The organism is Ruminococcus sporogenes (assembly GCF_054655175.1).
On record NZ_BAAHOA010000002.1, the window covers coordinates 185810 to 207846 of the forward strand.

At 38.5% G+C, this 22037-nt stretch carries 40 protein-coding genes; 34 read left to right on the forward strand and 6 right to left on the reverse strand.

Annotated features, from left to right (window positions below; genetic code table 11):
- Nucleotides 1-107 precede the first annotated feature (107 nt).
- Nucleotides 108-539 carry a dUTP diphosphatase gene (locus ACYQ0N_RS07235; RefSeq protein WP_460162319.1) on the forward strand — a complete coding sequence of 144 codons (432 nt, stop codon included), beginning with the start codon at nt 108-110 and terminating at the stop codon, nt 537-539.
- Between the two features lie 293 nt (nt 540-832).
- Here the strand turns inward: ACYQ0N_RS07235 and ACYQ0N_RS07240 are convergent, their stop codons facing one another.
- Nucleotides 833-1696 carry a tyrosine-type recombinase/integrase gene (locus ACYQ0N_RS07240; RefSeq protein WP_460162320.1) on the reverse strand — a complete coding sequence of 288 codons (864 nt, stop codon included), beginning with the start codon at nt 1694-1696 and terminating at the stop codon, nt 833-835.
- A 449-nt stretch (nt 1697-2145) separates the two neighbouring features.
- Nucleotides 2146-2475: a helix-turn-helix domain-containing protein gene (locus ACYQ0N_RS07245; protein ID WP_460162321.1), complete on the reverse strand. Its 330-nt coding sequence runs from the start codon at nt 2473-2475 to the stop codon at nt 2146-2148.
- Between the two features lie 188 nt (nt 2476-2663).
- On the opposite strand from ACYQ0N_RS07245, the gene ACYQ0N_RS07250 reads away from it, so the two are divergent.
- Nucleotides 2664-2867 carry a helix-turn-helix domain-containing protein gene (locus ACYQ0N_RS07250; RefSeq protein ID WP_460162322.1) on the forward strand — a complete coding sequence of 68 codons (204 nt, stop codon included), beginning with the start codon at nt 2664-2666 and terminating at the stop codon, nt 2865-2867.
- A gap of 21 nt (nt 2868-2888) precedes the next feature.
- Nucleotides 2889-3617 (forward strand): BRO-N domain-containing protein, encoded by a 729-nt coding sequence (locus tag ACYQ0N_RS07255; protein ID WP_460162323.1) that lies wholly within the window; start codon nt 2889-2891, stop codon nt 3615-3617.
- 34 nt (nt 3618-3651) lie between these two features.
- On the opposite strand, the gene ACYQ0N_RS07260 is transcribed toward ACYQ0N_RS07255, so the two are convergent.
- From ACYQ0N_RS07260 to ACYQ0N_RS07270, 3 genes are all read right to left on the reverse strand, one after another.
- Nucleotides 3652-3885, reverse strand: coding sequence for a hypothetical protein (locus ACYQ0N_RS07260; protein ID WP_460162324.1), 234 nt, complete (start codon nt 3883-3885; stop codon nt 3652-3654).
- Complete coding sequence (locus ACYQ0N_RS07265; protein WP_460162325.1) at nt 3882-4244, reverse strand: hypothetical protein; 363 nt, start codon at nt 4242-4244, stop codon at nt 3882-3884. The genes ACYQ0N_RS07260 and ACYQ0N_RS07265 overlap by 4 nt, the downstream gene beginning before the upstream one ends.
- A 140-nt stretch (nt 4245-4384) precedes the next feature.
- Nucleotides 4385-5029, reverse strand: a complete 645-nt coding sequence (locus ACYQ0N_RS07270; protein WP_460162326.1) for an XRE family transcriptional regulator — start codon at nt 5027-5029, stop codon at nt 4385-4387.
- Between the two features lie 147 nt (nt 5030-5176).
- Here ACYQ0N_RS07270 and ACYQ0N_RS07275 point away from each other — a divergent pair, with 147 nt between their 5' ends.
- The gene (locus ACYQ0N_RS07275) at nt 5177-5416 is read left to right on the forward strand and encodes a helix-turn-helix domain-containing protein (protein WP_460162327.1); all 240 of its coding nucleotides are present in this window, start codon (nt 5177-5179) and stop codon (nt 5414-5416) included.
- Between the two features lie 165 nt (nt 5417-5581).
- Here the strand turns inward: ACYQ0N_RS07275 and ACYQ0N_RS07280 are convergent, their stop codons facing one another.
- Nucleotides 5582-6250, reverse strand: a complete 669-nt coding sequence (locus tag ACYQ0N_RS07280; RefSeq protein ID WP_460162328.1) for a DUF4145 domain-containing protein — start codon at nt 6248-6250, stop codon at nt 5582-5584.
- Between the two features lie 108 nt (nt 6251-6358).
- Between ACYQ0N_RS07280 and ACYQ0N_RS07285 the strand changes: the two genes are divergently transcribed.
- From ACYQ0N_RS07285 to ACYQ0N_RS07430, 30 genes are all read left to right on the forward strand, one after another.
- A complete protein-coding gene (locus ACYQ0N_RS07285) occupies nt 6359-6571 on the forward strand; it encodes a hypothetical protein (RefSeq protein WP_460162329.1) in 213 nt (70 codons plus the stop codon).
- 17 nt (nt 6572-6588) lie between these two features.
- Nucleotides 6589-6801 (forward strand): hypothetical protein, encoded by a 213-nt coding sequence (locus ACYQ0N_RS07290; protein ID WP_460162330.1) that lies wholly within the window; start codon nt 6589-6591, stop codon nt 6799-6801.
- A 4-nt stretch (nt 6802-6805) separates the two neighbouring features.
- A complete protein-coding gene (locus tag ACYQ0N_RS07295; protein ID WP_460162331.1) occupies nt 6806-7057 on the forward strand; it encodes a helix-turn-helix domain-containing protein in 252 nt (83 codons plus the stop codon).
- The gene (locus tag ACYQ0N_RS07300) at nt 7054-7299 is read left to right on the forward strand and encodes a hypothetical protein (RefSeq protein ID WP_460162332.1); all 246 of its coding nucleotides are present in this window, start codon (nt 7054-7056) and stop codon (nt 7297-7299) included. The genes ACYQ0N_RS07295 and ACYQ0N_RS07300 overlap by 4 nt, the downstream gene beginning before the upstream one ends.
- Nucleotides 7300-7408: 109 nt before the next feature.
- Nucleotides 7409-8092 (forward strand): LbetaH domain-containing protein, encoded by a 684-nt coding sequence (locus ACYQ0N_RS07305; RefSeq protein WP_460162333.1) that lies wholly within the window; start codon nt 7409-7411, stop codon nt 8090-8092.
- A gap of 38 nt (nt 8093-8130) precedes the next feature.
- Entirely contained in the window at nt 8131-8298 is a 168-nt protein-coding gene (locus ACYQ0N_RS07310; RefSeq protein WP_460162334.1) for a hypothetical protein, read from the forward strand.
- A 15-nt stretch (nt 8299-8313) separates the two neighbouring features.
- The gene (locus ACYQ0N_RS07315; RefSeq protein WP_460162335.1) at nt 8314-8967 is read left to right on the forward strand and encodes a lambda-exonuclease family protein; all 654 of its coding nucleotides are present in this window, start codon (nt 8314-8316) and stop codon (nt 8965-8967) included.
- Between the two features lie 9 nt (nt 8968-8976).
- Nucleotides 8977-9843 carry a DUF1351 domain-containing protein gene (locus ACYQ0N_RS07320; protein ID WP_460162336.1) on the forward strand — a complete coding sequence of 289 codons (867 nt, stop codon included), beginning with the start codon at nt 8977-8979 and terminating at the stop codon, nt 9841-9843.
- Nucleotides 9830-10561, forward strand: a complete 732-nt coding sequence (gene bet, locus ACYQ0N_RS07325; RefSeq protein WP_418830969.1) for a phage recombination protein Bet — start codon at nt 9830-9832, stop codon at nt 10559-10561. The genes ACYQ0N_RS07320 and bet overlap by 14 nt, the downstream gene beginning before the upstream one ends.
- Nucleotides 10554-11027, forward strand: a complete 474-nt coding sequence (locus ACYQ0N_RS07330; RefSeq protein WP_460162337.1) for a single-stranded DNA-binding protein — start codon at nt 10554-10556, stop codon at nt 11025-11027. Before bet ends, ACYQ0N_RS07330 begins: the two co-directional genes overlap by 8 nt.
- A gap of 39 nt (nt 11028-11066) precedes the next feature.
- On the forward strand, nt 11067-11996 hold the full coding sequence (locus ACYQ0N_RS07335; protein ID WP_460162338.1) for a DUF4373 domain-containing protein: 930 nt from the start codon (nt 11067-11069) through the stop codon (nt 11994-11996).
- Nucleotides 11989-12192 (forward strand): hypothetical protein, encoded by a 204-nt coding sequence (locus tag ACYQ0N_RS07340; protein ID WP_460161739.1) that lies wholly within the window; start codon nt 11989-11991, stop codon nt 12190-12192. The genes ACYQ0N_RS07335 and ACYQ0N_RS07340 overlap by 8 nt, the downstream gene beginning before the upstream one ends.
- The gene (locus tag ACYQ0N_RS07345) at nt 12155-12532 is read left to right on the forward strand and encodes a RusA family crossover junction endodeoxyribonuclease (protein WP_460161740.1); all 378 of its coding nucleotides are present in this window, start codon (nt 12155-12157) and stop codon (nt 12530-12532) included. Before ACYQ0N_RS07340 ends, ACYQ0N_RS07345 begins: the two co-directional genes overlap by 38 nt.
- A gap of 17 nt (nt 12533-12549) precedes the next feature.
- On the forward strand, nt 12550-12750 hold the full coding sequence (locus ACYQ0N_RS07350) for a hypothetical protein (RefSeq protein WP_460162339.1): 201 nt from the start codon (nt 12550-12552) through the stop codon (nt 12748-12750).
- Nucleotides 12747-13040: a hypothetical protein gene (locus ACYQ0N_RS07355; protein WP_460162340.1), complete on the forward strand. Its 294-nt coding sequence runs from the start codon at nt 12747-12749 to the stop codon at nt 13038-13040. Before ACYQ0N_RS07350 ends, ACYQ0N_RS07355 begins: the two co-directional genes overlap by 4 nt.
- On the forward strand, nt 13037-13495 hold the full coding sequence (locus ACYQ0N_RS07360; protein WP_460162341.1) for a YopX family protein: 459 nt from the start codon (nt 13037-13039) through the stop codon (nt 13493-13495). Before ACYQ0N_RS07355 ends, ACYQ0N_RS07360 begins: the two co-directional genes overlap by 4 nt.
- Complete coding sequence (locus ACYQ0N_RS07365) at nt 13488-13739, forward strand: hypothetical protein (protein ID WP_460162342.1); 252 nt, start codon at nt 13488-13490, stop codon at nt 13737-13739. The genes ACYQ0N_RS07360 and ACYQ0N_RS07365 overlap by 8 nt, the downstream gene beginning before the upstream one ends.
- Nucleotides 13736-13960 (forward strand): hypothetical protein, encoded by a 225-nt coding sequence (locus ACYQ0N_RS07370; protein WP_460162343.1) that lies wholly within the window; start codon nt 13736-13738, stop codon nt 13958-13960. Before ACYQ0N_RS07365 ends, ACYQ0N_RS07370 begins: the two co-directional genes overlap by 4 nt.
- The gene (locus ACYQ0N_RS07375) at nt 13953-14165 is read left to right on the forward strand and encodes a hypothetical protein (protein WP_460161744.1); all 213 of its coding nucleotides are present in this window, start codon (nt 13953-13955) and stop codon (nt 14163-14165) included. Before ACYQ0N_RS07370 ends, ACYQ0N_RS07375 begins: the two co-directional genes overlap by 8 nt.
- Before the next feature lies 1 nt (nt 14166).
- Nucleotides 14167-14343, forward strand: a complete 177-nt coding sequence (locus ACYQ0N_RS07380; RefSeq protein WP_460161745.1) for a hypothetical protein — start codon at nt 14167-14169, stop codon at nt 14341-14343.
- Nucleotides 14333-14599: a hypothetical protein gene (locus tag ACYQ0N_RS07385; RefSeq protein ID WP_460161746.1), complete on the forward strand. Its 267-nt coding sequence runs from the start codon at nt 14333-14335 to the stop codon at nt 14597-14599. Before ACYQ0N_RS07380 ends, ACYQ0N_RS07385 begins: the two co-directional genes overlap by 11 nt.
- Entirely contained in the window at nt 14586-14801 is a 216-nt protein-coding gene (locus ACYQ0N_RS07390) for a hypothetical protein (protein ID WP_460162344.1), read from the forward strand. The genes ACYQ0N_RS07385 and ACYQ0N_RS07390 overlap by 14 nt, the downstream gene beginning before the upstream one ends.
- Nucleotides 14798-14998 (forward strand): hypothetical protein, encoded by a 201-nt coding sequence (locus ACYQ0N_RS07395; RefSeq protein WP_460162345.1) that lies wholly within the window; start codon nt 14798-14800, stop codon nt 14996-14998. Before ACYQ0N_RS07390 ends, ACYQ0N_RS07395 begins: the two co-directional genes overlap by 4 nt.
- A complete protein-coding gene (locus tag ACYQ0N_RS07400; RefSeq protein ID WP_460162346.1) occupies nt 14958-15389 on the forward strand; it encodes a hypothetical protein in 432 nt (143 codons plus the stop codon). The genes ACYQ0N_RS07395 and ACYQ0N_RS07400 overlap by 41 nt, the downstream gene beginning before the upstream one ends.
- Before the next feature lie 293 nt (nt 15390-15682).
- Entirely contained in the window at nt 15683-16510 is an 828-nt protein-coding gene (locus tag ACYQ0N_RS07405) for a hypothetical protein (RefSeq protein ID WP_460162347.1), read from the forward strand.
- On the forward strand, nt 16503-16955 hold the full coding sequence (locus tag ACYQ0N_RS07410; RefSeq protein WP_460162348.1) for a hypothetical protein: 453 nt from the start codon (nt 16503-16505) through the stop codon (nt 16953-16955). The genes ACYQ0N_RS07405 and ACYQ0N_RS07410 overlap by 8 nt, the downstream gene beginning before the upstream one ends.
- Before the next feature lie 124 nt (nt 16956-17079).
- Entirely contained in the window at nt 17080-17499 is a 420-nt protein-coding gene (locus tag ACYQ0N_RS07415; protein ID WP_177533591.1) for a terminase small subunit, read from the forward strand.
- Nucleotides 17492-18883 carry a phage terminase large subunit gene (gene terL / locus ACYQ0N_RS07420; RefSeq protein ID WP_460161749.1) on the forward strand — a complete coding sequence of 464 codons (1392 nt, stop codon included), beginning with the start codon at nt 17492-17494 and terminating at the stop codon, nt 18881-18883. Before ACYQ0N_RS07415 ends, terL begins: the two co-directional genes overlap by 8 nt.
- A gap of 4 nt (nt 18884-18887) precedes the next feature.
- Entirely contained in the window at nt 18888-20396 is a 1509-nt protein-coding gene (locus tag ACYQ0N_RS07425; protein WP_460161750.1) for a capsid protein, read from the forward strand.
- A gap of 5 nt (nt 20397-20401) precedes the next feature.
- The gene (locus ACYQ0N_RS07430) at nt 20402-21805 is read left to right on the forward strand and encodes a phage minor capsid protein (protein ID WP_460161751.1); all 1404 of its coding nucleotides are present in this window, start codon (nt 20402-20404) and stop codon (nt 21803-21805) included.
- Nucleotides 21806-22037: the final 232 nt, after the last annotated feature.

Here is a 22037-nt window from a genome sequence, read left to right on the forward strand (position 1 = left end):
ATAAAAAATCCCGACACCAAATGTCCATGCAAAAATTTTAAGGAACAGCAAACCGAAGGTTTCTGTCATTGCGGACGATTTAAGAAAATAAAAACAGAGGTAAAAGAATGATGAAAATTAAAATAAAGTATTTTGCAAACGATATAAAAAGAATTTCAAAATTCTCCAAAGGAGATCTAATTGACTTGAGGGCGGCAGAAACAATAAAGTTTAATAGGGGAGAATATAAATTAATTCCATTAGGGGTAGGCATGATATTGCCGGAAGGGTATAAGGCGTGCATTTATCCTCGCAGCAGTACTTATAAAAGTTTTGGTATAATATCAGCTAATAGCGTAGGTCAAATTGATAATAGTTATTCCGGGAATGATGATCAGTGGCAATTCCCTGCAATAGCTTTAAGAGAAACTGTAATACGCAAAGGGGACAGAATAGCTCAGTTTGAAATACAAAAGATTCAGCCTGATTTAGAATTTGAAGAAGTTGAAAATCTTTACGGAGAGAACAGGGGAGGGGTTGGGAGTAGTGGGATAAAATGATTTTTAAAAATAATAGCGCACACTGTAATGACGGTGTGCGCTTTTATTTTTAAAAAGTTTTTTGGTACAAGTGTCGTAGTAAGTGTCGTAGCCGTATTTTAGGCATAAAAATACACCGCCTGCAATTGCTTGCAAACGGCGTAAAATGGGGGATTATCCTGGAGCTGCTAACCAGATTCGAACTGGTGACCTCGTCCTTACCAAATAAAATATTAATGGCTCAACAGCGTAAATACACTGTTTTGTTTGTGATTATATGCCCGTATTTAAAAACGGTTGCTATCAAACTGCTATCATTTTTCCACTTTTAATAATTCTATCATTTCCGATAGCTTATCTATGTTTTGATGTATATAATTTTCTGTAGTGGTTTCATAATCTGCATGTCCTATGACTTTTATCAAATCTTCCGGTTTAGCTCCTTTAGCTTGCAGTAGGGTGGCAAAAGTGTGGCGGGTGCTGTGGGGCGATTTACGAGTTATTCCCAACCTTTCAAGCAAAGGGTAGTATTCCCTTTCTCTAAAATTCTTTTCATTTAATCGGTTTCCAACTTTATTTGATATTAAATAATTTCCGGATTCATTGTAAAAGTATTTTATATAATTAATTATTGCCGAGTGAATAGGTATTATTCTGTTAGTTCCGGCTTCGCTTTTTTTGCCGCCAATTAAACGAGGAGGGGAATCGTCTAAATATGCGTTTTCTTTCTTCATGTCAAAAAGTTCTCCTATCCTCAATCCGCTAAAAATGAGTATCAGAACAATTTTAGCGGTCCTATCTGTATCATTGGACAGTAAAATTTTTATATCCGATTCGCTAAAAGTTTCTTTTTCTTTTTTATCTGCTTTAGGTAATTTTAAAAATTGCGCATAGTTTTGAGATATTATGTCCTGTGACATTGCATATTTGCATAACTGGCTATATAGAGAGCGTATTTTTTCACATGTAGCTCTTGATCTTCCAGAAGCCACCGCGTCATCAAGACACTTTTGTATGTCGGGAGCTCTTAAATCCTTAATTTTTTTGAATCCATAAACTTCAATATATTTCCATGCAGAATTATAATTACTGATTGCGTCTTTAGACAGATCTCTATAGTGAATTTTTTTCCAGCTTTCAAAAACATCTCCTAAGGACATTCTTATTTTATCGGACATGTTCGCAGCTACCGCTTCGTTTAAAGCGTTTAAAGCTTCCGTTTTTGTTTCAAAATATCCGAGAACAGTACGCTTAGAATTTCCCTCTTTATCATACTTACACGGCAAAATAGCGGCGTATGGTTTTCTACGATTTCCGGAAACTTTGTATACAGAGCCTTGTGAATTTGCTCTACGGCGTGATTTCCTTTTTTCGACTGTTTGTTTTTTTCCGCACCAATTGCAAAAAAGGGAATCATCCGGTATTTCTTTCTTACACTTTATACAAAGCATGTTTAACGCTCCTTTACATGTTAATATTGCACAAAAAAGCACTGTTGAAACCCACTTCCAAATTTTACTGCGACAGTATACGCGTATTTCACGACAACGCTATTGCAATCCTGAAATTCATGAGTATAATAAAAAATGTAATCATGATTCGACAATAAATCGAAAGGAGGCAACGATTAATCTTCAGTATCTATCCCCAGCAGTTTATCTACTGCCGATTGCATTTCCGGGTGGCTTCGGTAAGAATCAACGAGTTTCTTTTCTTTTATATTAAAATTGGATTCTAATTCATTGCTAAGTAAATTGTTTTTTCTTGAATCACTTCTACCGATAAGATAATCAATAGAGACCTCAAAATAGTTTGCTAGTGATATAAGCATTTCAGAATTAGGCTCCCTCAATTCCTTTTCATAGTTAACATAAGTTGTATAAGGGATTTTTAAAGCGTCAGCAACTTCCCTCATATTCATTTGCTTTTCTTCCCTGAGCATTTTAATCCTATTCATATATTCGTACCACCCTTCTTAATTTGATTATACACAAATTGAGTAAGTGTGTCAATAGGATGTTTTCTAATTGGGTAAATAATACAAATTAATAGTATTCATTTTGGGTATTATGCATATTGACAACTGCCCGAAATGAGTATAAACTATAAATATACCCGAAACGAGTAGACCAAGGAGGTGATTTTATGTATCCTAACATTGAGGCTGAAAGAGCAAGAAATGGCTTGACAATAACTCAGCTTGCAAGTCTTCTGGGGGTAAGCAGAAAATCATATTACAACTGGAGGATAAAAGGCAAAATCCCCCAGAATAAGCTTTTAAAAATGGCGGATATTTTTGGAGTGCCCGTTGACTATTTGTTAGTTCAAAAAGAATCAAAGTCCGCATAGCGGCAGAAAGGAAAAATTGAAATGAATGAAATTAAAATTTTTGAGAACACCGAGTTCGGCTCTGTTCGCGCAATTGCTATTGAAGGTGAGCCATACTTTGTAGGCAAGGATGTTGCTGAAATTCTTGCCTATGCAAATCCACGTAAAGCTATCATCGACCATGTGGATGAAGAGGACAAGACGGATGGGGTAACGATTCGTGACTCCATAGGAAGAGAACAAAATCCTGTGTGTATCAACGAGTCCGGTCTTTACAGTCTTATTCTTTCGAGCAAAATGCCAAATGCGAAAAAGTTCAAACATTGGGTAACAAGTGAAGTATTACCGTCAATTCGCAAAACAGGAAGCTATCAAGTCCCGCAGTCCAATACTGATAAATCCAAGAGTTTGGAAGTCAAAGAAATGAATGCTCGCGTTAGGATGTCCAATCAATATTTAAAGCTTGCTTCGGTCAATACTCTTTCGGAGCAGTATAAAAATATTCTGGTGGCTAAGTCGGCGGAAGTTCTTGCCGGAAAACCGTTGTTACCTTTACCGAAGTCGGAACAGAAAATGTATTCGGCCACTGAAATCGGTGAAATGTTTAATGTATCGGCTCAAAAGGTTGGGCGGATTGCAAATGCTTACGAATTAAAAACCGACGAATACGGAGAGTTCTATCGCGATAAGTCTCCGTACTCCAGTAAGGAAGTTGACGCGTTTAGATATAACGATAAAGCTGTGGAGCGATTCAGAAAGCTTTTGTTATAAAAACTCCCCGATGTTAGTCGGGGAGAGTGATATTTTATACAGTCCATTTATTTCCGCACTGCTGACACAAAGCCATAGTTTCATTTTTAAATGTGGTTTTTCCTGTACCTTTATGTTTGCCGATTAGTAGCCATAAACCGCAAGTGCAAATAATAAGCGCCCATCTGCCGATTGACCACAAGCAGCCTCCGCCCTTATTTTGTGTTTTACCCCCTGTTTGGACAATTTGAAGGGTGACATTTTCGCTTCCGCATTTAGAACACTTCATACCTTTTCCTTCATAAACAAGCTTATTATAAGCAAAACTGCAAAGATAGCTGAAACAACGCCCCACACAATTAAATCTTTATAGCTTCCTGCACTTGCAAAAGCTATAACAGCACCGACTGCGTAAAATACAGTTGATGTTATTGTTCCGCCTTTGGATTTTCTTGCGGCGATAGCAATTATACCGGAAATGAGCATGAAAATACTTAAAATTAATCCTCCGGTTCCTCCCGCTTCCCCATTGTCGGCGATTGCGTTTCCTATTCCCGCAGCACAAGATTGAATTAAAATAATGAGACACAATACTATTGAAATTATACCAATTATAAGTCTCATCGTATGTGATCCTTTACTATACATAAACGATCTCCTCCTTATTTATTATATAAAAATAATAACATATATAGCGAGGTAATTCAATTCGCAATATCGACAATAAAAATTGAATTTTTTGTCAACAAGTGACAAATTGTGACTAAATTGTAAATGACAAAAATGTTTTAACATTCTTTTATTATTTTTCTGACCAACCCCACTATTTTTATTCTATTCATATCGTCCTTTTCAAACCTTTTTGGAGGATATTCAGGATTAATACTAATCAGTTGAATACAATCCTTTTCAAAATAGACCTTTTTAACAAGTCCCTCGTCCCCATCTAAAAGCACAACTGCGATTTGCCCGTTGTCTACAATATCTTGCTTGTGCACCTGTACGACATCACCGTCTTCTATTTTGGGGTACATGCTGTCCCCTTTAACCTTTATGCATAATGTTTCCACTGCCTCATAATCGCTTTCAATATATAGCGGCATATAATCAACGATGTCACTTGAAGCATAAGCACCAAAGCCGGCGGAAACAGATTCAAATACCGGGATCATACGAACAGTATTTCGGGGCAAAAATTCAATATAGGAGTTATTGACAGTCTTATCTTCTATAAGGTCAGATTTATTAATTCCGAAATAGTTGGCAAGCATTTCTATTTTATCGATTCTTGGGTATTTTCTAGATGATAACCATTCGCTAACCGTAGAGTATTTAAAATTTAAATCATCACATAATTTATAGCGATCTACTTTATGAATATCCATTTGTCGTTTTAGATTTTTGCTGAATATTTCTTTGTTTCCTAACTGCATATAATCGTTCCTCCTTAGTTTAATTACATATTACACCAAAAGCATAAAAAAGTCAAGATATTTTTGAAAAAAGTACTTGACATATCGCTTAAAGTGTGATATATTATAGTTACGCTTAAAGCGTAAAAAGAAAAGAGGTGTAAATTTATGATGACATTAAAAGCCGCAAGAATTAATAAGGATTTGACACAAAAGAAAGCTGCAAATTTAATAGGCGTAAATGTTTCCACTCTGTCAAAATGGGAAAAAGGCGAGTCATATCCCAGTATTAAAAGAATTCCTGCCATACTTGACGTGTATGGGGTTAGTTATGACGAAATAATTTTTTTACCGCGCAATAACGCTTTAAGCGTAAAAAAGTGTAAAAGCGACACAAAATCAGCGTGAGAAAGGAAAATGTTATGGTAACGCCAAGAGGATGTGATAGCGCAAAAGTTATTTCTGTTATTGTGACAAGGGCTTTAAAAGGCTCAGGAACAGAAAATGACCCCGTGCGAGAGGTCATTCAGTATTGGGATTTTGACGGCAATCTTTTAGCCGAACACGATAGTGTTAATGAGAAGTCTTGATGATTTTTTTATCTTCGTCAATTTTAATGATATCTTCATACAGTTGTTCGGTTTCATAACGTCTGATATACCAATCATTAATCAGAAGCTCAATAAGTTTTACGAGTTTATGCGCTTCATCGGTGTCGATATCAACAATTAAGTTTATATCTTTCTCCATATGAGCGCCGATATTTCCAATTCTTCTGACACCGTCAATTACTTTCCATTGAGAGGGATGTATCTTATCTTTTAACGCATCGATTTCATCAACAAGTCTTGATTTAGATATTCCCCAGAAATCTCTTATTATTCCTTGCAAACAACGCCTTGACAGAGTGGCGGAAGCCTTAGGGCTTAAATTCAAGATGGCATACGCCTCTTCATAGTCTTGACGAATTGCTAAAGGAACATAATCGGGGAATTTAATTGCAGTTGTTTGTGGAAGTATATCAACGTGCAAATCTGATAAATCAGAAGACAATCCGTCACATTTAATTGATATTTTTTCACAAGACGGACATTTGTAAAAAGTGATTTTAATGCTATTAGGCAAAACGGGGGTATCTTTAACTTGCGTTGGATGAGTAATAAAATTTAAATTAAACCAATTGGACGTATCATTACTGACAGACATATTTTCCATGCAATACGGGCATTTAAAGCAAGCCAAAATAATTCACCAAACTTTCAAAATATTAGATCTTAATTATAATATGTACGGTGAAAAATGTCAATTAACACAATTCGCACTAGCGGTGTATACGAAAGGAGTAAAATTATGACACTTAAAGAATTTATTGAAACATACGAGGGATTTGATTGGGAGAACGGCGAAGTTGTTCTTATCGATCAGAGAAGAGGAAAAAATTATATTTGTACTTGCGAAAACCGCCGGCTAAAACATCCGTCCCATCCGGACTTTGAAAGAGAATATAACTTAAATGTGTATTCGCAAACACACACTTGTAAAACAATGATGATTGTTATTTAATCGGAAAGGAGAAAATCATGGAAACACGCCCAACAATGACATTAAATGAATTGACTTGTGATTTAAGGAAGTGCGGCGTAAAAACATCGCCCACAAAAGTAAAGGCCATGATTCAGCAAGGCAAATATTCCGAATTTGCAAATTCTTGCGAAATGGCTGACACAGAATTTGAGATTTACCGTAAGCCGTTTGAAGAATGGAAAAAACGAATGGGATTAAGAAAGGAGTAAAATCATGCTTTATAGCGAAGTGCCGGATATGGCAACGATAAAAGAAACGGCAAAAATATTTAAATTACCGGAGTATTTTGTAAGACAGCTCGCAAAGAGCGGAAAGGTGGTAGCCGTACAATCCGGTAGAAAAATTTTAATTAGCACGGGCAAATTTGCAGAATATTTAAACAGCTGCCATGTTGATCCGGAGGAATCTTATGAAGAGCGGGTAATCGGCATTCGTCCGATACCGGAAAGGATAATAATGAAATGAACACATACCAAAAAATCGGGACGATATGCTTAATAGGAGCGACGGCGGGCTTAGCGTTGGGACTGCTGGTGAATCCGTGGTTTTTAGCGTTGGGAGCCGCGCTTGCGGGAGCTTCCGCCGCACTGGAAATGGTCAGCGACAGTGTGAGCAGTCACAAAGTAAAAGTGATAGTGGTAGACGCGGGAGAAGCCCAGGAAGAACAATGGTATAAGGATCAGCAGTATGACTTTATGCTTAGGTAAAGGAGGTTTAATTTATGAGTACGCAAAAGAATACCGCCCGCACTGATGGCACAGTAGCGGACGGAAATAAAAAATATTAACAATGCTATTATAACATAGCGGAGAGGAAATGTCAAGTATGAAAAAGTATGAATTAACGAAAGAGACAAAAGTAATAGGCGGTAAAACGCTTTTCAGAATAAGAGCGTTAAGATCATTCGGGGATATTAAAGCCGGAGATTTAGGAGGATTTATTGAAAACGAACGTAATTTAAGCCATGAAGGAAACGCTTGGGTTGGCGGTGATGCTCAGGTTGGCGGTAACGCTCGGGTTGGCGGTAACGCTCGGGTTGGCGGTGATGCTCAGGTTGGCGGTAACGCTCAGGTTGGCGGTAACGCTCAGGTTGGCGGTAACGCTCAGGTTGGCGGTAACGCTCAGGTTGGCGGTAACGCTCGGGTTAACGGTAACGCTTGGGTCGACGGTGACGCTTGGGTTGGCGGTTACGCTTGGGTTGGCGGTTACGCTCGGGTTAACGGTTACGCTCGGGTTGGAGGATACGCTCGGGTTAGCGGTGATGGGCTGATTAACAGTAATAATGATTATCTTTGTGAAAAGGGACTCGGATCTCATAATAGATCCGCCAGTTTCTTTAAATGCAAAGACGGACATATACACGTTTTATGCGGGTGTTTTAGTGGGAATCTCGACGAGTTCGAAAATAAGGTAAAGGAAGAACACGGTAACAGTAAATACGCCAAAGAATATTTAGGCTTTATTGAAGTTGTAAAGACGCATTTTGAAGTGCGGCAATGACTGAACGACCGTGAGTAACTAAGGAGGAAATGTCAAGCATGAAAGAAAAAAATATATATAAAAGTATAATCAAAGACGTTATCATAGCGTCAGGCGGGGAAATAACAGACGAATGCTTTAATAAACTTAAACTTCTTTTTTCTAAATACAATCTGGCTCTTTCTATGGAGGAAATGACGGAGGAAGATTACAATGAATCTGTATAAAATAAAGGAGTTATCATGATTATTGCTGATCCAAAAAACCGAGAGGAGTGGCTGAACGCAAGAAAAAAAGGTATCGGCGGGAGCGACGCCGCATGTATCATAGGCTTAAACAAATACAAAAGTAATGTGCGCCTGTGGGACGAAAAAGCCGGTTTGCAGAAACCGGAGGACGTATCAGAAAAGCCGGCCGTCATATACGGCAAGGAAGCGGAAGCCGCGGTAAGACGCCTTTTCATTCTTGACCACCCTGAATATGACGTAAAATATCATGAATATCGGATGTATGCCGATAAGGACCATCCGTATATATTTGCTACTCTGGACGGAGAACTTACCGATACGCGAACTGGCAGACAAGGCGTTCTTGAAATCAAAACCGCTACTATTCAAAATCCGATACAGTGGAAGGATTGGAGCGATGAATCAATGCCTGAAAGCTACTACATACAGGCGCTTCACCAACTTATAGCAACCGGCTGGAGCTTTTCCATTCTTCGCGCATATATAAGATATTTCAAAAATGATTCGCTGCGCGCAGTCGTAAAGGAATACAGCGTCGACCGGAAGGACGTTATGGACGATATCGAATATCTGATTGAAAAAGAATCACAGTTTTGGGAATCTCTTCAGTCGGGAAAAAGGCCGGCGCAAATTCTGCCGGATATTTAAGGAGGATATATGGATTTTTTAGTTAAAACTGATCTTGGCGCATTTCCTCAGAGCATAGATTTCAATTTTGAGGAAATAAAATCAGAGCTTGAAGAAAAACTTATAAAATACAAAAATCTCGTTGTGACTGAAGACGGAATAAAAGCCGCAAAGGCCGATAAGGCAAAGCTTAATAAGCTGGCGGCGGCAATTGAGGACAAACGCAAGGAAATCAAGTCGGTATGCCTTGCTCCATACAATAACTTTGAAGCGCAATGCAAGGAATTAGTATCTCTTATCAAGGCTCCCGTTATTGCAATTGACACTCAGATCAAGGAGTTCGAGGAGATAAAAAAGCAGGAAAAATACAACGAACTGAAAACGTATTTTAATGAGAATGTAAAAGAACTTGCAGAGATCGTTTTATTTGATAAAATATTAAACCCCAAATGGGCAAACGTTACAATAAAAACGGATACGTTGAAAAATGAGATCGGAGATACCATCGACCGGATCCGCGAGGAATTGGCAACTATAAACGACCAATATTCAGACGTGTCTTATAAATCGGCTATTTTGTCAGAGTATTGCAAAAATTACGATTTAAGTAAAACGCTTGTATATGCTGCACAATTAAAAAAAGAAACGGAAATCCAAGCGAAGGCGTTAAATACAGAAAAATCTAAACCGGTACAGCCGACAGTGATATCAGATACGCAGCAAGTTATTCCGGGAATGGAAAAAGATATAGCGGCCGATTCGGTCGGAACAGCTTCGTTTCGGGTTGTTTGTACTCGCAGTCAGATAATAAGTTTAATGAACTTTATGAGAAATAACGGTATAAAATTTGAAACAATCAAGAAAGAGAAAGAGGTTAAAGAAAATGGCAGTAAATAATTCATTGGTTAAATCTAAATCAGATTCAAATCCGCTTGAAATTACTTTTAAAGCAGGAAACGCTGATGTCAAGCTAAGTCCGAACACCGTAAAAAAATATCTTGTTTCAGGCGACGCGGATAAAGTTACAACACAAGAGATTGTAATGTTTATCAACCTTTGCAAATATCAGGGCTTGAATCCATTTTTACGAGAAGCTTACCTGATTAAGTACGGCAATCAACCGGCTACAATAGTAACCGGAAAAGCAGCCTTTGAAAAGCGCGCGGCAAGATGCGATAAGTACAAAGGCTTTGACGCGGGAGTTGTGGTATATAGCCCTGATATCGGTATTGAAAACAGAACTGGAACAATTGTGCTGCCTGATGAACAATTATTAGGAGGTTGGGCTGAGGTTTATGTTGACGGATATGATAAGCCTGTAAAAGCTTCCGTATCACTTGACGAATACATAGGCAAAAAAAAGGACGGTACTATCAACGCGCAGTGGGCGTCAAAACCGGCTACTATGATACGCAAGGTTGCAAAAATGCAGGCGTTAAGAGAGGCTTTCCCGGACAATTTTGAAGGAATGTACGGAGCGGAAGAAATGAATATTGAAGAACCGATCGGCAACGCGCCAATTGATGCGGAATTATATGAATCGCCTGTTCAGGAGCCTGCTTTGGAAAATGAAATAGACGACTTTACAAGCTTAATGGAGGATCAAAATGCTTAACAAAGTAATAATAATGGGTCGGCTTACAGCCGATCCTGAATTAAAGCAAACCCCGTCGGGAATAGCGACGTGCAGGTTTTCGGTGGCGGTAAACAGGAATTATACTTCTAAGGAAACCGGTGAAAGGCAGACTGATTTTATAAATGTCGTGGCATGGCGCAATACGGCTGAATTTATCAACAGATATTTTTCTAAGGGTAAAATGATAATTGTTGAAGGAAGTTTGAGAAACAACAATTATACCGATAAGAACGGCGTTAAGCATTACTCTATGGACGTTCAGGCGGATAATGTTAACTTTGGCGAAAGTAAATCCTCCGGTGACGGCGGGAATGCTTCCGCAGCGGGTTATGCCTTCGCCGATCCGCCTAAATCGGCAGTAAGTACGGCTAATCAGGAATCGGCGGCAATAGGCGGTTTAGAGGACTTCGAGGAAATTTTAAGCGACGGAGAAGTTCCGTTTTAACGGGGTGTTTATATATGCTCCTTGAAATGAGGTGATAAGTTGGCAAGACCGCGAAAAAAAGGGCTTGACTACTTTCCTTTAGATGTAGATTTCTTTTCGGACAAAAAAATAAAACGCCTGCGAGCCAGGTACGGTACAGACGGCGTAACGGTATATATGTATCTGCTGTGCGAAATTTACCGCAGCGGATACTATATAAATTATGATGAGGACTTGATTCTCGACATTTCAGACGAACTGAATATATCGGAAAATTCTATTCAGCAGATTATAAACTACTTGCTTAGTCGGTCACTGTTTGACGATACACTTGCTAAGTCGGTGAAGGTTTTAACTGCCGCATCAATCCAGCGAAGATATCAGGAAGCAAAAAACACACGTAAAAGTACTCAGCCTGATATTGATGTTGAAGCAAAGTTCTGGGTTTTAAAAAAAGATGAAACCCATAGCTTTATTAAAGTGCGCCCTTGTGAAAATAATTCGCAGATTAATATAGGTTTATCTGCGAATAACTCCAGTTTATCCGAGATTAACGGCACAAAGGAAAGTAAAGTAAAGAAGAGTAAAGTAAAGGAAAGTAAAGAAGACGGCGTACCGCCTACACCTGACGCTCCCCAGGATAACTGTATGTTAATATTTGAATTATATAATCGGATATGCAGGTCGTATCCCAGAATAACCCAATATTCAGAAGCCAGAAAGAAAGCTGTTAAAGCAAGCCTGAAAAAATATAATCTAAAAGATTTTGAAAGACTGTTTAAAAAAGCAGAATCCAGTGATTTCTTAAAAGGAAAAATTAAATGCGATTGGCGGGCTACATTCGACTGGCTTATAAATGATACCAATATGGCAAAGGTTCTGGACGGCAATTATGATAATCGCTCTAAAAATCTGCCTGAACAAGAGCACAGCTATAATCTGGAGGATTTAAAAGCCTTTGTAAATGATTTCGGCGGCGAATATGAATAGTTATATTTACGGAAGATTTCAATGGGTGGCATGTCATGAATGCGAGCTTGGCGGAAATTCACTGGCCTTATGTGAAATAGGCCAAAAAGTGACTACTGAAAAAAGCAATTATTTCAAGCGCGGCTGTTGGAACGGCGTGCTTATGGAGAAATACAGGAATGAAATACACGATAAACGAGATACCTCCGAGCAATAACAAATTTATCGGGAGGACAAATAAATGGGAGTATCAGGAAAAGAAAAAGTACTGGGCGAAGCTTATATCGCTTAAATGCAGGCCTAAACCGGAAAAACCGCTTGAAAAGGCCGTTGTTACCCTTACATATTTTTTTGGAAATAAAATACGGCGGGATCCCGACAACTACAGCGGGAAGTTTATACTGGACGGACTTGTAAAGGCGGGTATTATTGCCGACGACAGCTTCAGCAACATTGACCTGAGACTGTGCGGCAAGGTGGATAAGAAAAATCCAAGAACGGAGATTGAAATAACGAACGACAGCTATTCGGCTGTTAATGAAAGTCAGGGAGGATAAAAATTAGGAGGTAATCTATGTATAAGGCAAAAAATATTGATACTGACAAAGCGTTGCAAGCGATTGAAGCTTATCGTCTTCGAAAGGAGTATGATTACGACCGTGATTTATATGGGCTCAAAAAATATTACGCCGGTATTCAAGCGGGTTTGGATTTTGCTGAAAGCTTGTTTAAATGCGCTAATTATGAAAAGGAAAAGGTTGGAGGTAACTCATGAACGATATAGAAAAAATAGAAAAATCGATTAAAACTATACGACGTTTAAGCAAAGAGAATATTGGAGATAGCTACAGTTTATCGTTTGCCATAGAAGCTTTGAGAGAGAAGCAAGAGGCTGAAAGTTTACTGGAAAAGCATTATGGAGACTGTACTGTTTTTGAATTTGTCGAAACATTTATATCTTGCATCGAAAAAGAAACAGATGACGAATTGAAAGGATTCCGCATACTGACTAATGAGGACAAAGACGATTATGAAGCGTGGAAAAGAGAAAGGAAACGATCATGAGAGAAATTTTATTTAGAGGTAAAGTGAATAATCCTGATAACATTAGCTGGCTTCAACAGAGTGTTGGTGAGTGGGTCGAGGGAAATTTAGAACACGATCCAGATCTTGAATCATATAAAATTAACGGATTTAATTATTACTCCAGCGAACAAGGACTCGAGCGAGAACCATTTGTATACAGAGTTGACCCCGAAACAGTCGGACAGTACACGGGCCTGAAGGATAAAAACGGCGAGAAGATTTTTGAGGGGGATATAGTAAAATATTCAACAACTTGCGAAATATTCACTGTTGCCTGGCATGGCTCATTTGCGGAATTTGTAATTTCCGAACTCCAAAAGCCAAACAAAGCAACACGAGGAAGTAAGGACATGTATTTAGTTAATCGTTACTGCGAAGTCATAGGCAACATATACGACAACCCCGAACTGTTGGAAGGAGAAGAAAATGAATAAATATTTAATCGACATTGAGGAAAAAGCTATCATACGGCATTCGATAATTGTTGAATGTGAAGATATAGAAAGTCTTGAGAGTTTGCCGGATTTTGAGGACGATAGCGATATTTCATATTACGCATATGGTCTGCCGAAATTGAATGAGAGTATAAAAGTTATATCGGTTAGAGAAGAGGATTCGCATGACTATAGTGAATTTGAAATTTTAGATATTATTCCGTATGAGGAGGACAGAAAATGATTAACGAAGATAAGGCATTTAGGATGTTTTGCGAAAAGTACGTGGAAAAACACAAAGGGCAGAGTATGAAAGTGGGGGGTACGGAAGTTGCAGTTTTAAATAACTGCACAATGATTATTTCTATACCTGAGAAAAATCATTTAAGTATTAAATTTACGTCCAAGCCATTTTACATAAATGAAAACCTTGATATGTATGAGGAGGACGAAGAAAATGAGTAAAGAAGAAATCTTAAAGTATGCTGCCGAGGCGATCGAAAAGCAGATACCGAAAAAGCCGAATATTTACGGTGACGGTTATGACGATGACGACAATCTGATATACGACATGTACGATTGCCCTAACTGCGACAGCAGCTATGAAATAGATTATGAAAAATATGATTATTGTCCGAAATGCGGTCAGGCAATAGATTGGAGCGAATGAAATGAAAACCTACATAGTCAGAGCAACGGCGCAGATTCAGCTTACGGCTGAAACGGACAAACCGGAGGATATGAAGTCGTTGGTTAAAAGCGTTTTAATGGATGTTTGTGATGTAAGCGCGGATATCACGGATTTAAGCATTGAGGAAATTTCAGGAGGAAAGAGTAATGAATTTTAACGTCGAAAAGGAAAGATGCGTATTTGCAAAAACGGGTTTTGGCGACAGCGAATATAAATGCGATCTACTTAGTGAGGAATGTGACGGTTTAAAACAAACAAAAATTTGTAAGTTTTATAAAACTAAAGAAGAGTTTGACGCCGCTAATGACAGAGCGATTGAACTATGCCGCGATAAGCATTTATGCGGCGATTGTAAATACCGCAAAAAGGCTTGTTTAAAAAGTACAGAGGGTAAAAGCAGTGCCGTATTGTAAACCGAAATGCAATCCGCCTTACGATTGCTTAAACGGCAACTGCCCTTATGAGGACGATTGTCATTTTGACGGATCAGCGACAAAGGAAGAGACAAAAGCTTTGCATGCGGCGAAACTGCCGCAGGGCAGACCGGGACAGTCCAGTAACTTTGACAGAATAGACGATATAAAATATAACTTTAGGTCAAGGAGACTGATATGATTAAAAAATACCGTGTATTTAATAAGCTGACCAGCCGTTACCTCGGAACGCTCGATAACGGGTACTTGGAGTTCGATTCCGCAAGAGCCGCCAGAAGGTACATAATCAGAGCGGGTAAAAGGCTTGATATATTTTTAGGATCGAGGAGGCAAGGGCGTGACTGCAAGAGAGTATTTAAAACAGAGCTTTTATATTAACAAGGAGATAGACGAAAACATATTACAGCTTGAGGAACTCGATTCGGATATCTGCCGATGTACGCAGATAATTACAGACATGCCACCCGGCGTGCATAACGACAACAGCGCTGAAATCAAACTTGCCTCTTATATTGACAAGCATGATGAATTAACTCAAAAAATAAACGAGGAAACCGATAAGCTTTTTGAAACGAAAAAAGAAATCCGCTTGAAGATATACCAAATAAAAAACCCAAAGTACAGGCTTGTGTTAATGAAACGGTATATACGCTTTAAAAAATGGGAGCAGATACAGGAGGAGTTAGGATATGAGGATCTAAGAAGTATTTACAAGGTACATAACAAGGCGATGAAGGAATTTATCCAAATACATGGAAATATTTTTTAGGGCATTGAATGCCACTATGTTTCTATGTTATCATAATAATGGATTCAGAATCCAAAATAAAAGCCAACGGAAAAAACAGTAGGCTTTCCGGGCGTGAAAGCGTCCGGTTCGCTTTTCCGTGTTTGACATTAATTCCTTTTAATAGCCGTTTACATAGAACAGCTTTACCTTTTATTGTTAATTTGCACAAATTATATCTTAATTTATTTATATCAAATTATTTTTTATATATTGTAAAAGGTGATAATTTGTGGTAAAATTTAGAAAAAGGTAAATTAGAGGAGTTACTGTTTATGAGATTATCTTTCAAAAATATGCAGCTTATTATAAATGGCAAAATACCGGATAGAGATATGCTATTAAAAATAGAAAATAACCAAAGGGAGAAATTTATTGATGAAAAAAATGATAAGATATATAAATTTAGAATAGAATATAACAAAATACAAGATTACTTATGGATTTATGCTAATTATGATAATTTTCATAAGAGAAGCAAAACTGTATATAACGAACCTAAAAACGAAGAAGAACCCAATCCAAGAAAACCATTTCAAATTGAATTAAAAAATCAATTATTTGGTTTGTATTATATTAATACCGGAACTTTTTATATATCTAATTCAAATAAGAAAGGCGTTTTTATTGATTATTTAAAAAATATTCTTAATTTGGATGTCTATATTAAAAATCAATATAAAAGTGTGGAAGAATTTAGTAAATCAATAAGTTCATTAAAAAATATTAAATTTACTGTAATGCCAAGTATTTTTCAGAGTGATAATGGTGTATATGAATATACTAAGAATATTTTTGGGTTTGATTATGCTCAATATATTACTATAGATGTTAATTATGATCGCTTAAGCTTTAAGCATAATAAAGATAGTTTTATAAAAAGAATATTTAACAGTCAAAAAAATAATGAGATAGAGAATGTTTTAGTGTGCGGTTATAACGATAATGATATAGAAAGTACATTAAATATACAAAATTATATGGTTTCATTAGATATAAATGTAGGGCTTGATCCAGAAACTGGCTTGTACGACAATAATACGGTTAAAAGTGAATTGATTAATAAAATAATACATTTTTCGAAGGAGGAAACATTTGTATAAAAGGGATAAAAAACAAATTATTATACTAATAATTTTAAGTTTCTCATTTAATCTTTTTTTCGATCTTAAATCTATAAAAATTTCTAATGATATTCTTACAATTATGTCGATTCTATTGGGATTTTATATCACAGCCATATCTACACTTTTTGGGTCAAAAATAATAAAAGAATATGGCCAGCTAAGAGATTCTAACATTTCATATCAAACTAAACTTGGAACCTTGCTAAAGTATTTCAAAAGTAGTGTATATACAGCTTTTTTTACTATTTTTTTTTCATTGATTTGTTCGCTATTTAAAGGGAAAAACTACTTAAAAGAATTTCATTTAAATGAATTGGCATCAGCTATTTTAACTTCATCAACAATTGTTTCACTATTTTTATTTTATTTATTAATAAAGATATTTTTCGCATTATTTTATAACGAAAGTCAAAAAAGTTAAAAAGAAAGTTATCAATATAATTAAAACCATTTCGGTGAAGCTGCCGATATGGTTTTTATATTTCAAGCCTTAATCTATTGATTAGGGCTTTTCTTATGCCCAACGAAAGGAAGGTGAGCCTGTAATGGCTGTATTAGAAAATGCAAGACATGAGAAATTTGTGCAGTGCCTCATCCGGGGAATGAGCCAGAGAAAGGCTTACCGCGAGGCATTTCCTGCTTCACAGAAATGGAAAGATACAACCGTCGATGTAAAAGCAAGCGCTTTGTTTTCAGATGGTAAGGTTTTGGTAAGGTATAGCGAGCTTCAGGAAGAGGCTAAGGATAACGCCATTATGAAAAGAAAGGACCGCATGATTGTATTAAGCGATATAGCGGCTGACGGTAATGAAAAAACGGAGGCAAGAATCAAGGCGATAGATACTCTGAATAAAATGGACGGAGAATATACCGGTAAGCTTGAATTGTCGGGTGAGATTAATTCTAAAAACCCTTATGCCGGTCTGACTACAGAGGAATTAAAGAAGCTGATCGGCAGTGGATAGAGAATTGATAAAGCTCGGAGCAAAAATCGAGCTTGCAAGGCGCGACTTTTTTGCTTACTGTAATTTAAAGGCTCCTGACTTCTACAAAGCAGATAGACGATATTTGGTTGATCTTTGTAATGAGTTCCAGGATTTTATACAGTCTGACGACGAAGTAATGATCGTAAACGAGCCGCCCCGACATGGCAAGTCTCGGACTGCCGGACTGCTGGTTGAGTGGGTGCTGGGAAACGATAAAAATCAAAAGATCATGACGGGCTCATATAACGAAACGCTTTCAACTATGTTTTCTAAAAACGTTCGTAACGACATAATGGAGGCTAAAGCCGATGTACATAAACCCGTTTTTTCCGACGTGTTTCCCGGAGTATCGATTAAGCGCGGCGACGGAGCAATGAATTTATGGAGCTTGGAGGGCGGATATAATAATTATCTTGCAACTTCTCCGACCGGTACGGCGACGGGATTCGGCGCAACGCTGCTCATTATCGACGACCTTATAAAAAATGCCGAGGAGGCAAATAACGAACTGACAAAGGAAAAGCACTGGGCATGGTTTACAGATACTATGCTTTCCCGATTGGAGGAGGGCGGAAAAATTATAATAATTATGACGCGCTGGGCTTCGGATGATTTAGCGGGCCGCGCTTTGGAGCATTTTTATGAATCAGGAGCTAAAGTCCGTCATATCTACATGAAAGCGTTGCAGGACGATGGTTCTATGCTTTGTCCTGAGGTTTTGTCATACAAGTCGTATATGTCTAAAATCAAGGCTATGGGCGCCGATATAGCGTCGGCCAATTATCAACAGGAACCGATAGATATCAAGGGCCGACTGTATACAAGCTTTAAAACCTATAATAAGCTGCCGCAGGACAGCGGCGGAAGAAGCCTTTTAGAGGGAATATACAGCTACACTGATACGGCGGACGAAGGAAGCGATTATTTGTGTTGTGTAATCTGGGGCGCGTATATGAAAGAGGCGTATATACTTGATGTTTATTATACTCAGCAAGGAATGGAAATAACAGAAAAAGAAACTGCGGGCAGATTTTTTGAATTTAAGGTAAACAAGGCGAGGATAGAAAGTAATAACGGCGGTTCAGGCTTCGCAAGAAACGTTATACGCATATTGCGGGAACAATTTTCAAGCAATCAGACCGTTGTAAAATGGTTCCATCAATCGAAAAATAAGAAAGCGAGAATCATTTCGAATTCCACATGGGTAATGGAGCATGTATATTTTCCGCAGAACTGGAAAGACAAATGGCCGGATTATTACAGCGCAATGATAAAATATCAGCGCGACGGAGACAACCGTCACGACGACGCGCCCGACGCGACAACGGGGGTTGCGGAAACTATGTATTTGTTAGGAGCGTGAAAAGGTGGGTGTAATACAGAAATTGAGTGAGAATATAAAGCGGGGGCTGCGAAGCTGGCTAAACGTTATGCCCGCAAATCCCTACAGCATACAGATAAACGAGGTTATGGACTTTGAAGTAAACGCTATCCGTAACCGGATATGGTACAGAGGAGACGGAAACGAGCTTGAACAGCTTTACGGCAGCGTTTCAGAATATGCCGATAAATATAAATTTTGGGCGTCTAAATGCTCGCGTGGAATGGAAATGCGTAAAATACATACAGGACTTCCGTCGTTGATCGTCAAAACGCTTGTTTCGGTTACTCTTTCAGATATGAACGACTTTGAGTTTAAAAAACCCGCGCATGGAGATATATGGAACAATATCGAAAATGAAAACAGCTTCCGAAAAAATCTTGAAGCAAATTTAAGAGAGCTCCTTTTTATCGGCGACGGCGCTTTCAAGATTACAATGGATTCTGATATAAGCAAATATCCTATGCTTGAATGGTATCCGGGCGAAAGAATAGAGCTTGTATACAGACGCGGCCGACTTCATGAGGTCGTATTCAAAACGCTTTTCAGGGAACATAGACGAGAATATATACTTTGTGAGCGTTACGGCTTCGGTTACATAAAAAGCGAGCTCTGCTGTGATGGTAAGCCCGTTGATATGAGCGCAGTCTCAGCTCTTAGCGATCTTAAACCCGTTATTGCGTTTGATGGGTCGCAGATACTTGCAGTACCCTTTAAAATATTTGAAAGCGCAAAATATAAAAACAGAGGCGGAAGTATTTTCGACGGTAAGCTGGACAGCTTCGACGCCTTTGACGAGGTATGGTCGCAGTGGATGGACGCGCTGCGTGCCGGAAGGTCGAAAACTTATATACCGGAGGATATGATCCCGAAAAATGAGAATAACGGAACGCTGTTGAAACCAAACCCGTTTGACAACAGATTTATTCAGACCGCAAGCGCGTTTGCCGAGGACGGAAGACCGTGTATTGAAGTAAAGCAGCCCGACATTCCCCACGACAGCTATCTTGCAAGCTATGTAACCGCGCTTGATTTGTGCTTGCAGGGGATTATAAGCCCCTCGACATTAGGAATCGACGTAAAAAAGCTTGATAACGCAGAGGCGCAGAGAGAAAAAGAAAAGGCGACTCTTTATACAAGAAACGCTATAGTTGAAGCTATGCAGGAGCAGCTTCCTAAATTAGCGGCCGCCTGTATAAACGCGTATATTATGTCTCTGGGAAAAGCTCCGGAGGAAGTCGAAGTCAGTATTCCGTTCGGAGAATATGCTAACCCTTCGTTTGAATCTCAGGTTGAAACGGTATCAAAGGCCAAGCAGGGAGGTATTATGAGTATCGAGGCAAGCGTTGAGGAACTGTACGGGGACAGTAAGGACAAGCAATGGAAAGCGGAAGAGATACAAAGACTTAAGGAAGAGCAGGGCATAGCGCAGATTGACGAAACTCTGATTAATGACGATACGTTTGATTCTGAAACGATTGAACCGGAGGTATAAAAAATATGCCTGATTACGATATCAGCGAAGCTTTTGCCCGTATTGAGAATGAATTGATTTCGTCTATGTTCCGCAACTTTAAACGTCACCGCGCGGAAGAAACAAAGGAGGGCTATAACTGGGAAATGTGGCAGACCATTCAACTGAAGGTTATGGAAGAATACCGCCGGAAGAATAAAAAGAAATTTTCCAAGGAATTTGCTTCTCTTAATGCGAGAATAGATGAATTTATCAGACAGGAGAGAGCCGACGGATCGGCAAATCAGGAAATAAAAATACTGGAAGCTATTAAAAAGGGTTATAAGCCGAAACATATATTCAGCGGCCATGCTGAAACGTCAGCAGAATTCATAAAAATGAATACCCGTAAAATGGACGCTTTGATAAGGGCGACCGTTAACGACGCTGAACGCGCCGAGCATGCCGTGCTTCGTATGGCAAACGATCAGTATCGAAAGATCGTATTTAACGCTCAGGTTTATGCGGCAAGCGGGGCGGGAACATATGAAAAGGCTGTTGACATGGCGGCAAAGGATTTTCTAAGAGCCGGAATAAACTGTATTGAATACAAGAACGGAGCGAGACACGGCATTCGTGATTATATATCTATGTCGTTGTCAACCGCAGGCAAAAGGGCGTATTTGACCGGAGAAGGGGAAATGCGCAGGGAATGGGGCGAGAGCCTTGTTATTATGAATAAGCGCGGCAATCCGTGCCCTATGTGCGCTCCGTTTGTAGGCAAAGTACTTATCGACGATGTATGGAGCGGGGGCAGACCGGACGGAAAGCATATGCTTATGAGTACAGCTATAGCAAAGGGACTTTACCATCCGAGATGTAAGGACGGTCATACGACGTATTTTGAGGGTATTTCTGACGAGGGTAAACCTTATACAGAATCAGAACGGCGGGAGCTTATAGAACAGTACAACGCCGAACAGAAACGAAGGTATGCCGAAAATCAGTCGGAAAAGTTCAGAAGAATGTCCGAAAATTTTCTTGATGAAGACAATAGGCGCATGTACGGTAAAAAAGCTGACGAGTGGAAAAAAACGGCGGAAAATTATATTGACAATTCAAGTAGAAGTGGTATAATAAAGGCAAGTGAAAGAATTGAAATTCATCCCGATAAAATCAATAAATTTCTATTAAAACCAGGCGCAAAACATTCCAAGGAATTTTTTGATGTAGGATACAATGAGAATGATTATGAACGCCTTTTCAATGATATCACTTCGGAGTTTGATAATTCAAAAGTCTTAGATATAAAAAAGAATGAGGATGGAACAGAGGATTTCAGCACATTTATGTATCTCGGTGTTAATAATAAGAAAAGATTCCGAATTGTTTGGAGAAAAGATACTCCAGAAAGTAAACCACGGTTGATAACCGGTCATAGAGAGGATTGATATTATTGTTTAATTTATATGATAAAGTTATAATAAAATCGAAGAATCTCCCCGGTACAATAGTTGATATCGTAAAAACCGGAAGCAAAACAGTAATAACTGTTGAAAGTGACATCAAAGGAAAACGCAAAGACGGTTATGGAGGAGATTTTCCACTTTTTAATTGCAGTGAAGAAGATTTAAAGTTGTTATAGCCGCCTTGATAAGGCGGTTTAGTTATATCACAATTTAA

Bases quoted from the DNA above. Each gene is read 5' to 3' on its own strand.
- ACYQ0N_RS07235 (WP_460162319.1), top strand. From the start codon at position 108: ATGATGAAAATTAAAATAAAGTATTTTGCAAACGATATAAAAAGAATT.
- ACYQ0N_RS07240 (WP_460162320.1), bottom strand. From the start codon at position 1,696: ATGTCCGATAAAATAAGAATGTCCTTAGGAGATGTTTTTGAAAGCTGG.
- ACYQ0N_RS07245 (WP_460162321.1), bottom strand. From the start codon at position 2,475: ATGAATAGGATTAAAATGCTCAGGGAAGAAAAGCAAATGAATATGAGG.
- ACYQ0N_RS07250 (WP_460162322.1), top strand. From the start codon at position 2,664: ATGTATCCTAACATTGAGGCTGAAAGAGCAAGAAATGGCTTGACAATA.
- ACYQ0N_RS07255 (WP_460162323.1), top strand. From the start codon at position 2,889: ATGAATGAAATTAAAATTTTTGAGAACACCGAGTTCGGCTCTGTTCGC.
- ACYQ0N_RS07260 (WP_460162324.1), bottom strand. From the start codon at position 3,885: ATGAAGTGTTCTAAATGCGGAAGCGAAAATGTCACCCTTCAAATTGTC.
- ACYQ0N_RS07265 (WP_460162325.1), bottom strand. From the start codon at position 4,244: ATGTATAGTAAAGGATCACATACGATGAGACTTATAATTGGTATAATT.
- ACYQ0N_RS07270 (WP_460162326.1), bottom strand. From the start codon at position 5,029: ATGCAGTTAGGAAACAAAGAAATATTCAGCAAAAATCTAAAACGACAA.
- ACYQ0N_RS07275 (WP_460162327.1), top strand. From the start codon at position 5,177: ATGATGACATTAAAAGCCGCAAGAATTAATAAGGATTTGACACAAAAG.
- ACYQ0N_RS07285 (WP_460162329.1), top strand. From the start codon at position 6,359: ATGACACTTAAAGAATTTATTGAAACATACGAGGGATTTGATTGGGAG.
- ACYQ0N_RS07290 (WP_460162330.1), top strand. From the start codon at position 6,589: ATGGAAACACGCCCAACAATGACATTAAATGAATTGACTTGTGATTTA.
- ACYQ0N_RS07295 (WP_460162331.1), top strand. From the start codon at position 6,806: ATGCTTTATAGCGAAGTGCCGGATATGGCAACGATAAAAGAAACGGCA.
- ACYQ0N_RS07300 (WP_460162332.1), top strand. From the start codon at position 7,054: ATGAACACATACCAAAAAATCGGGACGATATGCTTAATAGGAGCGACG.
- ACYQ0N_RS07305 (WP_460162333.1), top strand. From the start codon at position 7,409: ATGTCAAGTATGAAAAAGTATGAATTAACGAAAGAGACAAAAGTAATA.
- ACYQ0N_RS07310 (WP_460162334.1), top strand. From the start codon at position 8,131: ATGAAAGAAAAAAATATATATAAAAGTATAATCAAAGACGTTATCATA.
- ACYQ0N_RS07315 (WP_460162335.1), top strand. From the start codon at position 8,314: ATGATTATTGCTGATCCAAAAAACCGAGAGGAGTGGCTGAACGCAAGA.
- ACYQ0N_RS07320 (WP_460162336.1), top strand. From the start codon at position 8,977: ATGGATTTTTTAGTTAAAACTGATCTTGGCGCATTTCCTCAGAGCATA.
- bet (WP_418830969.1), top strand. From the start codon at position 9,830: ATGGCAGTAAATAATTCATTGGTTAAATCTAAATCAGATTCAAATCCG.
- ACYQ0N_RS07330 (WP_460162337.1), top strand. From the start codon at position 10,554: ATGCTTAACAAAGTAATAATAATGGGTCGGCTTACAGCCGATCCTGAA.
- ACYQ0N_RS07340 (WP_460161739.1), top strand. From the start codon at position 11,989: ATGAATAGTTATATTTACGGAAGATTTCAATGGGTGGCATGTCATGAA.
- ACYQ0N_RS07345 (WP_460161740.1), top strand. From the start codon at position 12,155: ATGAAATACACGATAAACGAGATACCTCCGAGCAATAACAAATTTATC.
- ACYQ0N_RS07350 (WP_460162339.1), top strand. From the start codon at position 12,550: ATGTATAAGGCAAAAAATATTGATACTGACAAAGCGTTGCAAGCGATT.
- ACYQ0N_RS07355 (WP_460162340.1), top strand. From the start codon at position 12,747: ATGAACGATATAGAAAAAATAGAAAAATCGATTAAAACTATACGACGT.
- ACYQ0N_RS07360 (WP_460162341.1), top strand. From the start codon at position 13,037: ATGAGAGAAATTTTATTTAGAGGTAAAGTGAATAATCCTGATAACATT.
- ACYQ0N_RS07365 (WP_460162342.1), top strand. From the start codon at position 13,488: ATGAATAAATATTTAATCGACATTGAGGAAAAAGCTATCATACGGCAT.
- ACYQ0N_RS07370 (WP_460162343.1), top strand. From the start codon at position 13,736: ATGATTAACGAAGATAAGGCATTTAGGATGTTTTGCGAAAAGTACGTG.
- ACYQ0N_RS07375 (WP_460161744.1), top strand. From the start codon at position 13,953: ATGAGTAAAGAAGAAATCTTAAAGTATGCTGCCGAGGCGATCGAAAAG.
- ACYQ0N_RS07380 (WP_460161745.1), top strand. From the start codon at position 14,167: ATGAAAACCTACATAGTCAGAGCAACGGCGCAGATTCAGCTTACGGCT.
- ACYQ0N_RS07385 (WP_460161746.1), top strand. From the start codon at position 14,333: ATGAATTTTAACGTCGAAAAGGAAAGATGCGTATTTGCAAAAACGGGT.
- ACYQ0N_RS07395 (WP_460162345.1), top strand. From the start codon at position 14,798: ATGATTAAAAAATACCGTGTATTTAATAAGCTGACCAGCCGTTACCTC.
- ACYQ0N_RS07405 (WP_460162347.1), top strand. From the start codon at position 15,683: ATGAGATTATCTTTCAAAAATATGCAGCTTATTATAAATGGCAAAATA.
- ACYQ0N_RS07415 (WP_177533591.1), top strand. From the start codon at position 17,080: ATGGCTGTATTAGAAAATGCAAGACATGAGAAATTTGTGCAGTGCCTC.
- ACYQ0N_RS07430 (WP_460161751.1), top strand. From the start codon at position 20,402: ATGCCTGATTACGATATCAGCGAAGCTTTTGCCCGTATTGAGAATGAA.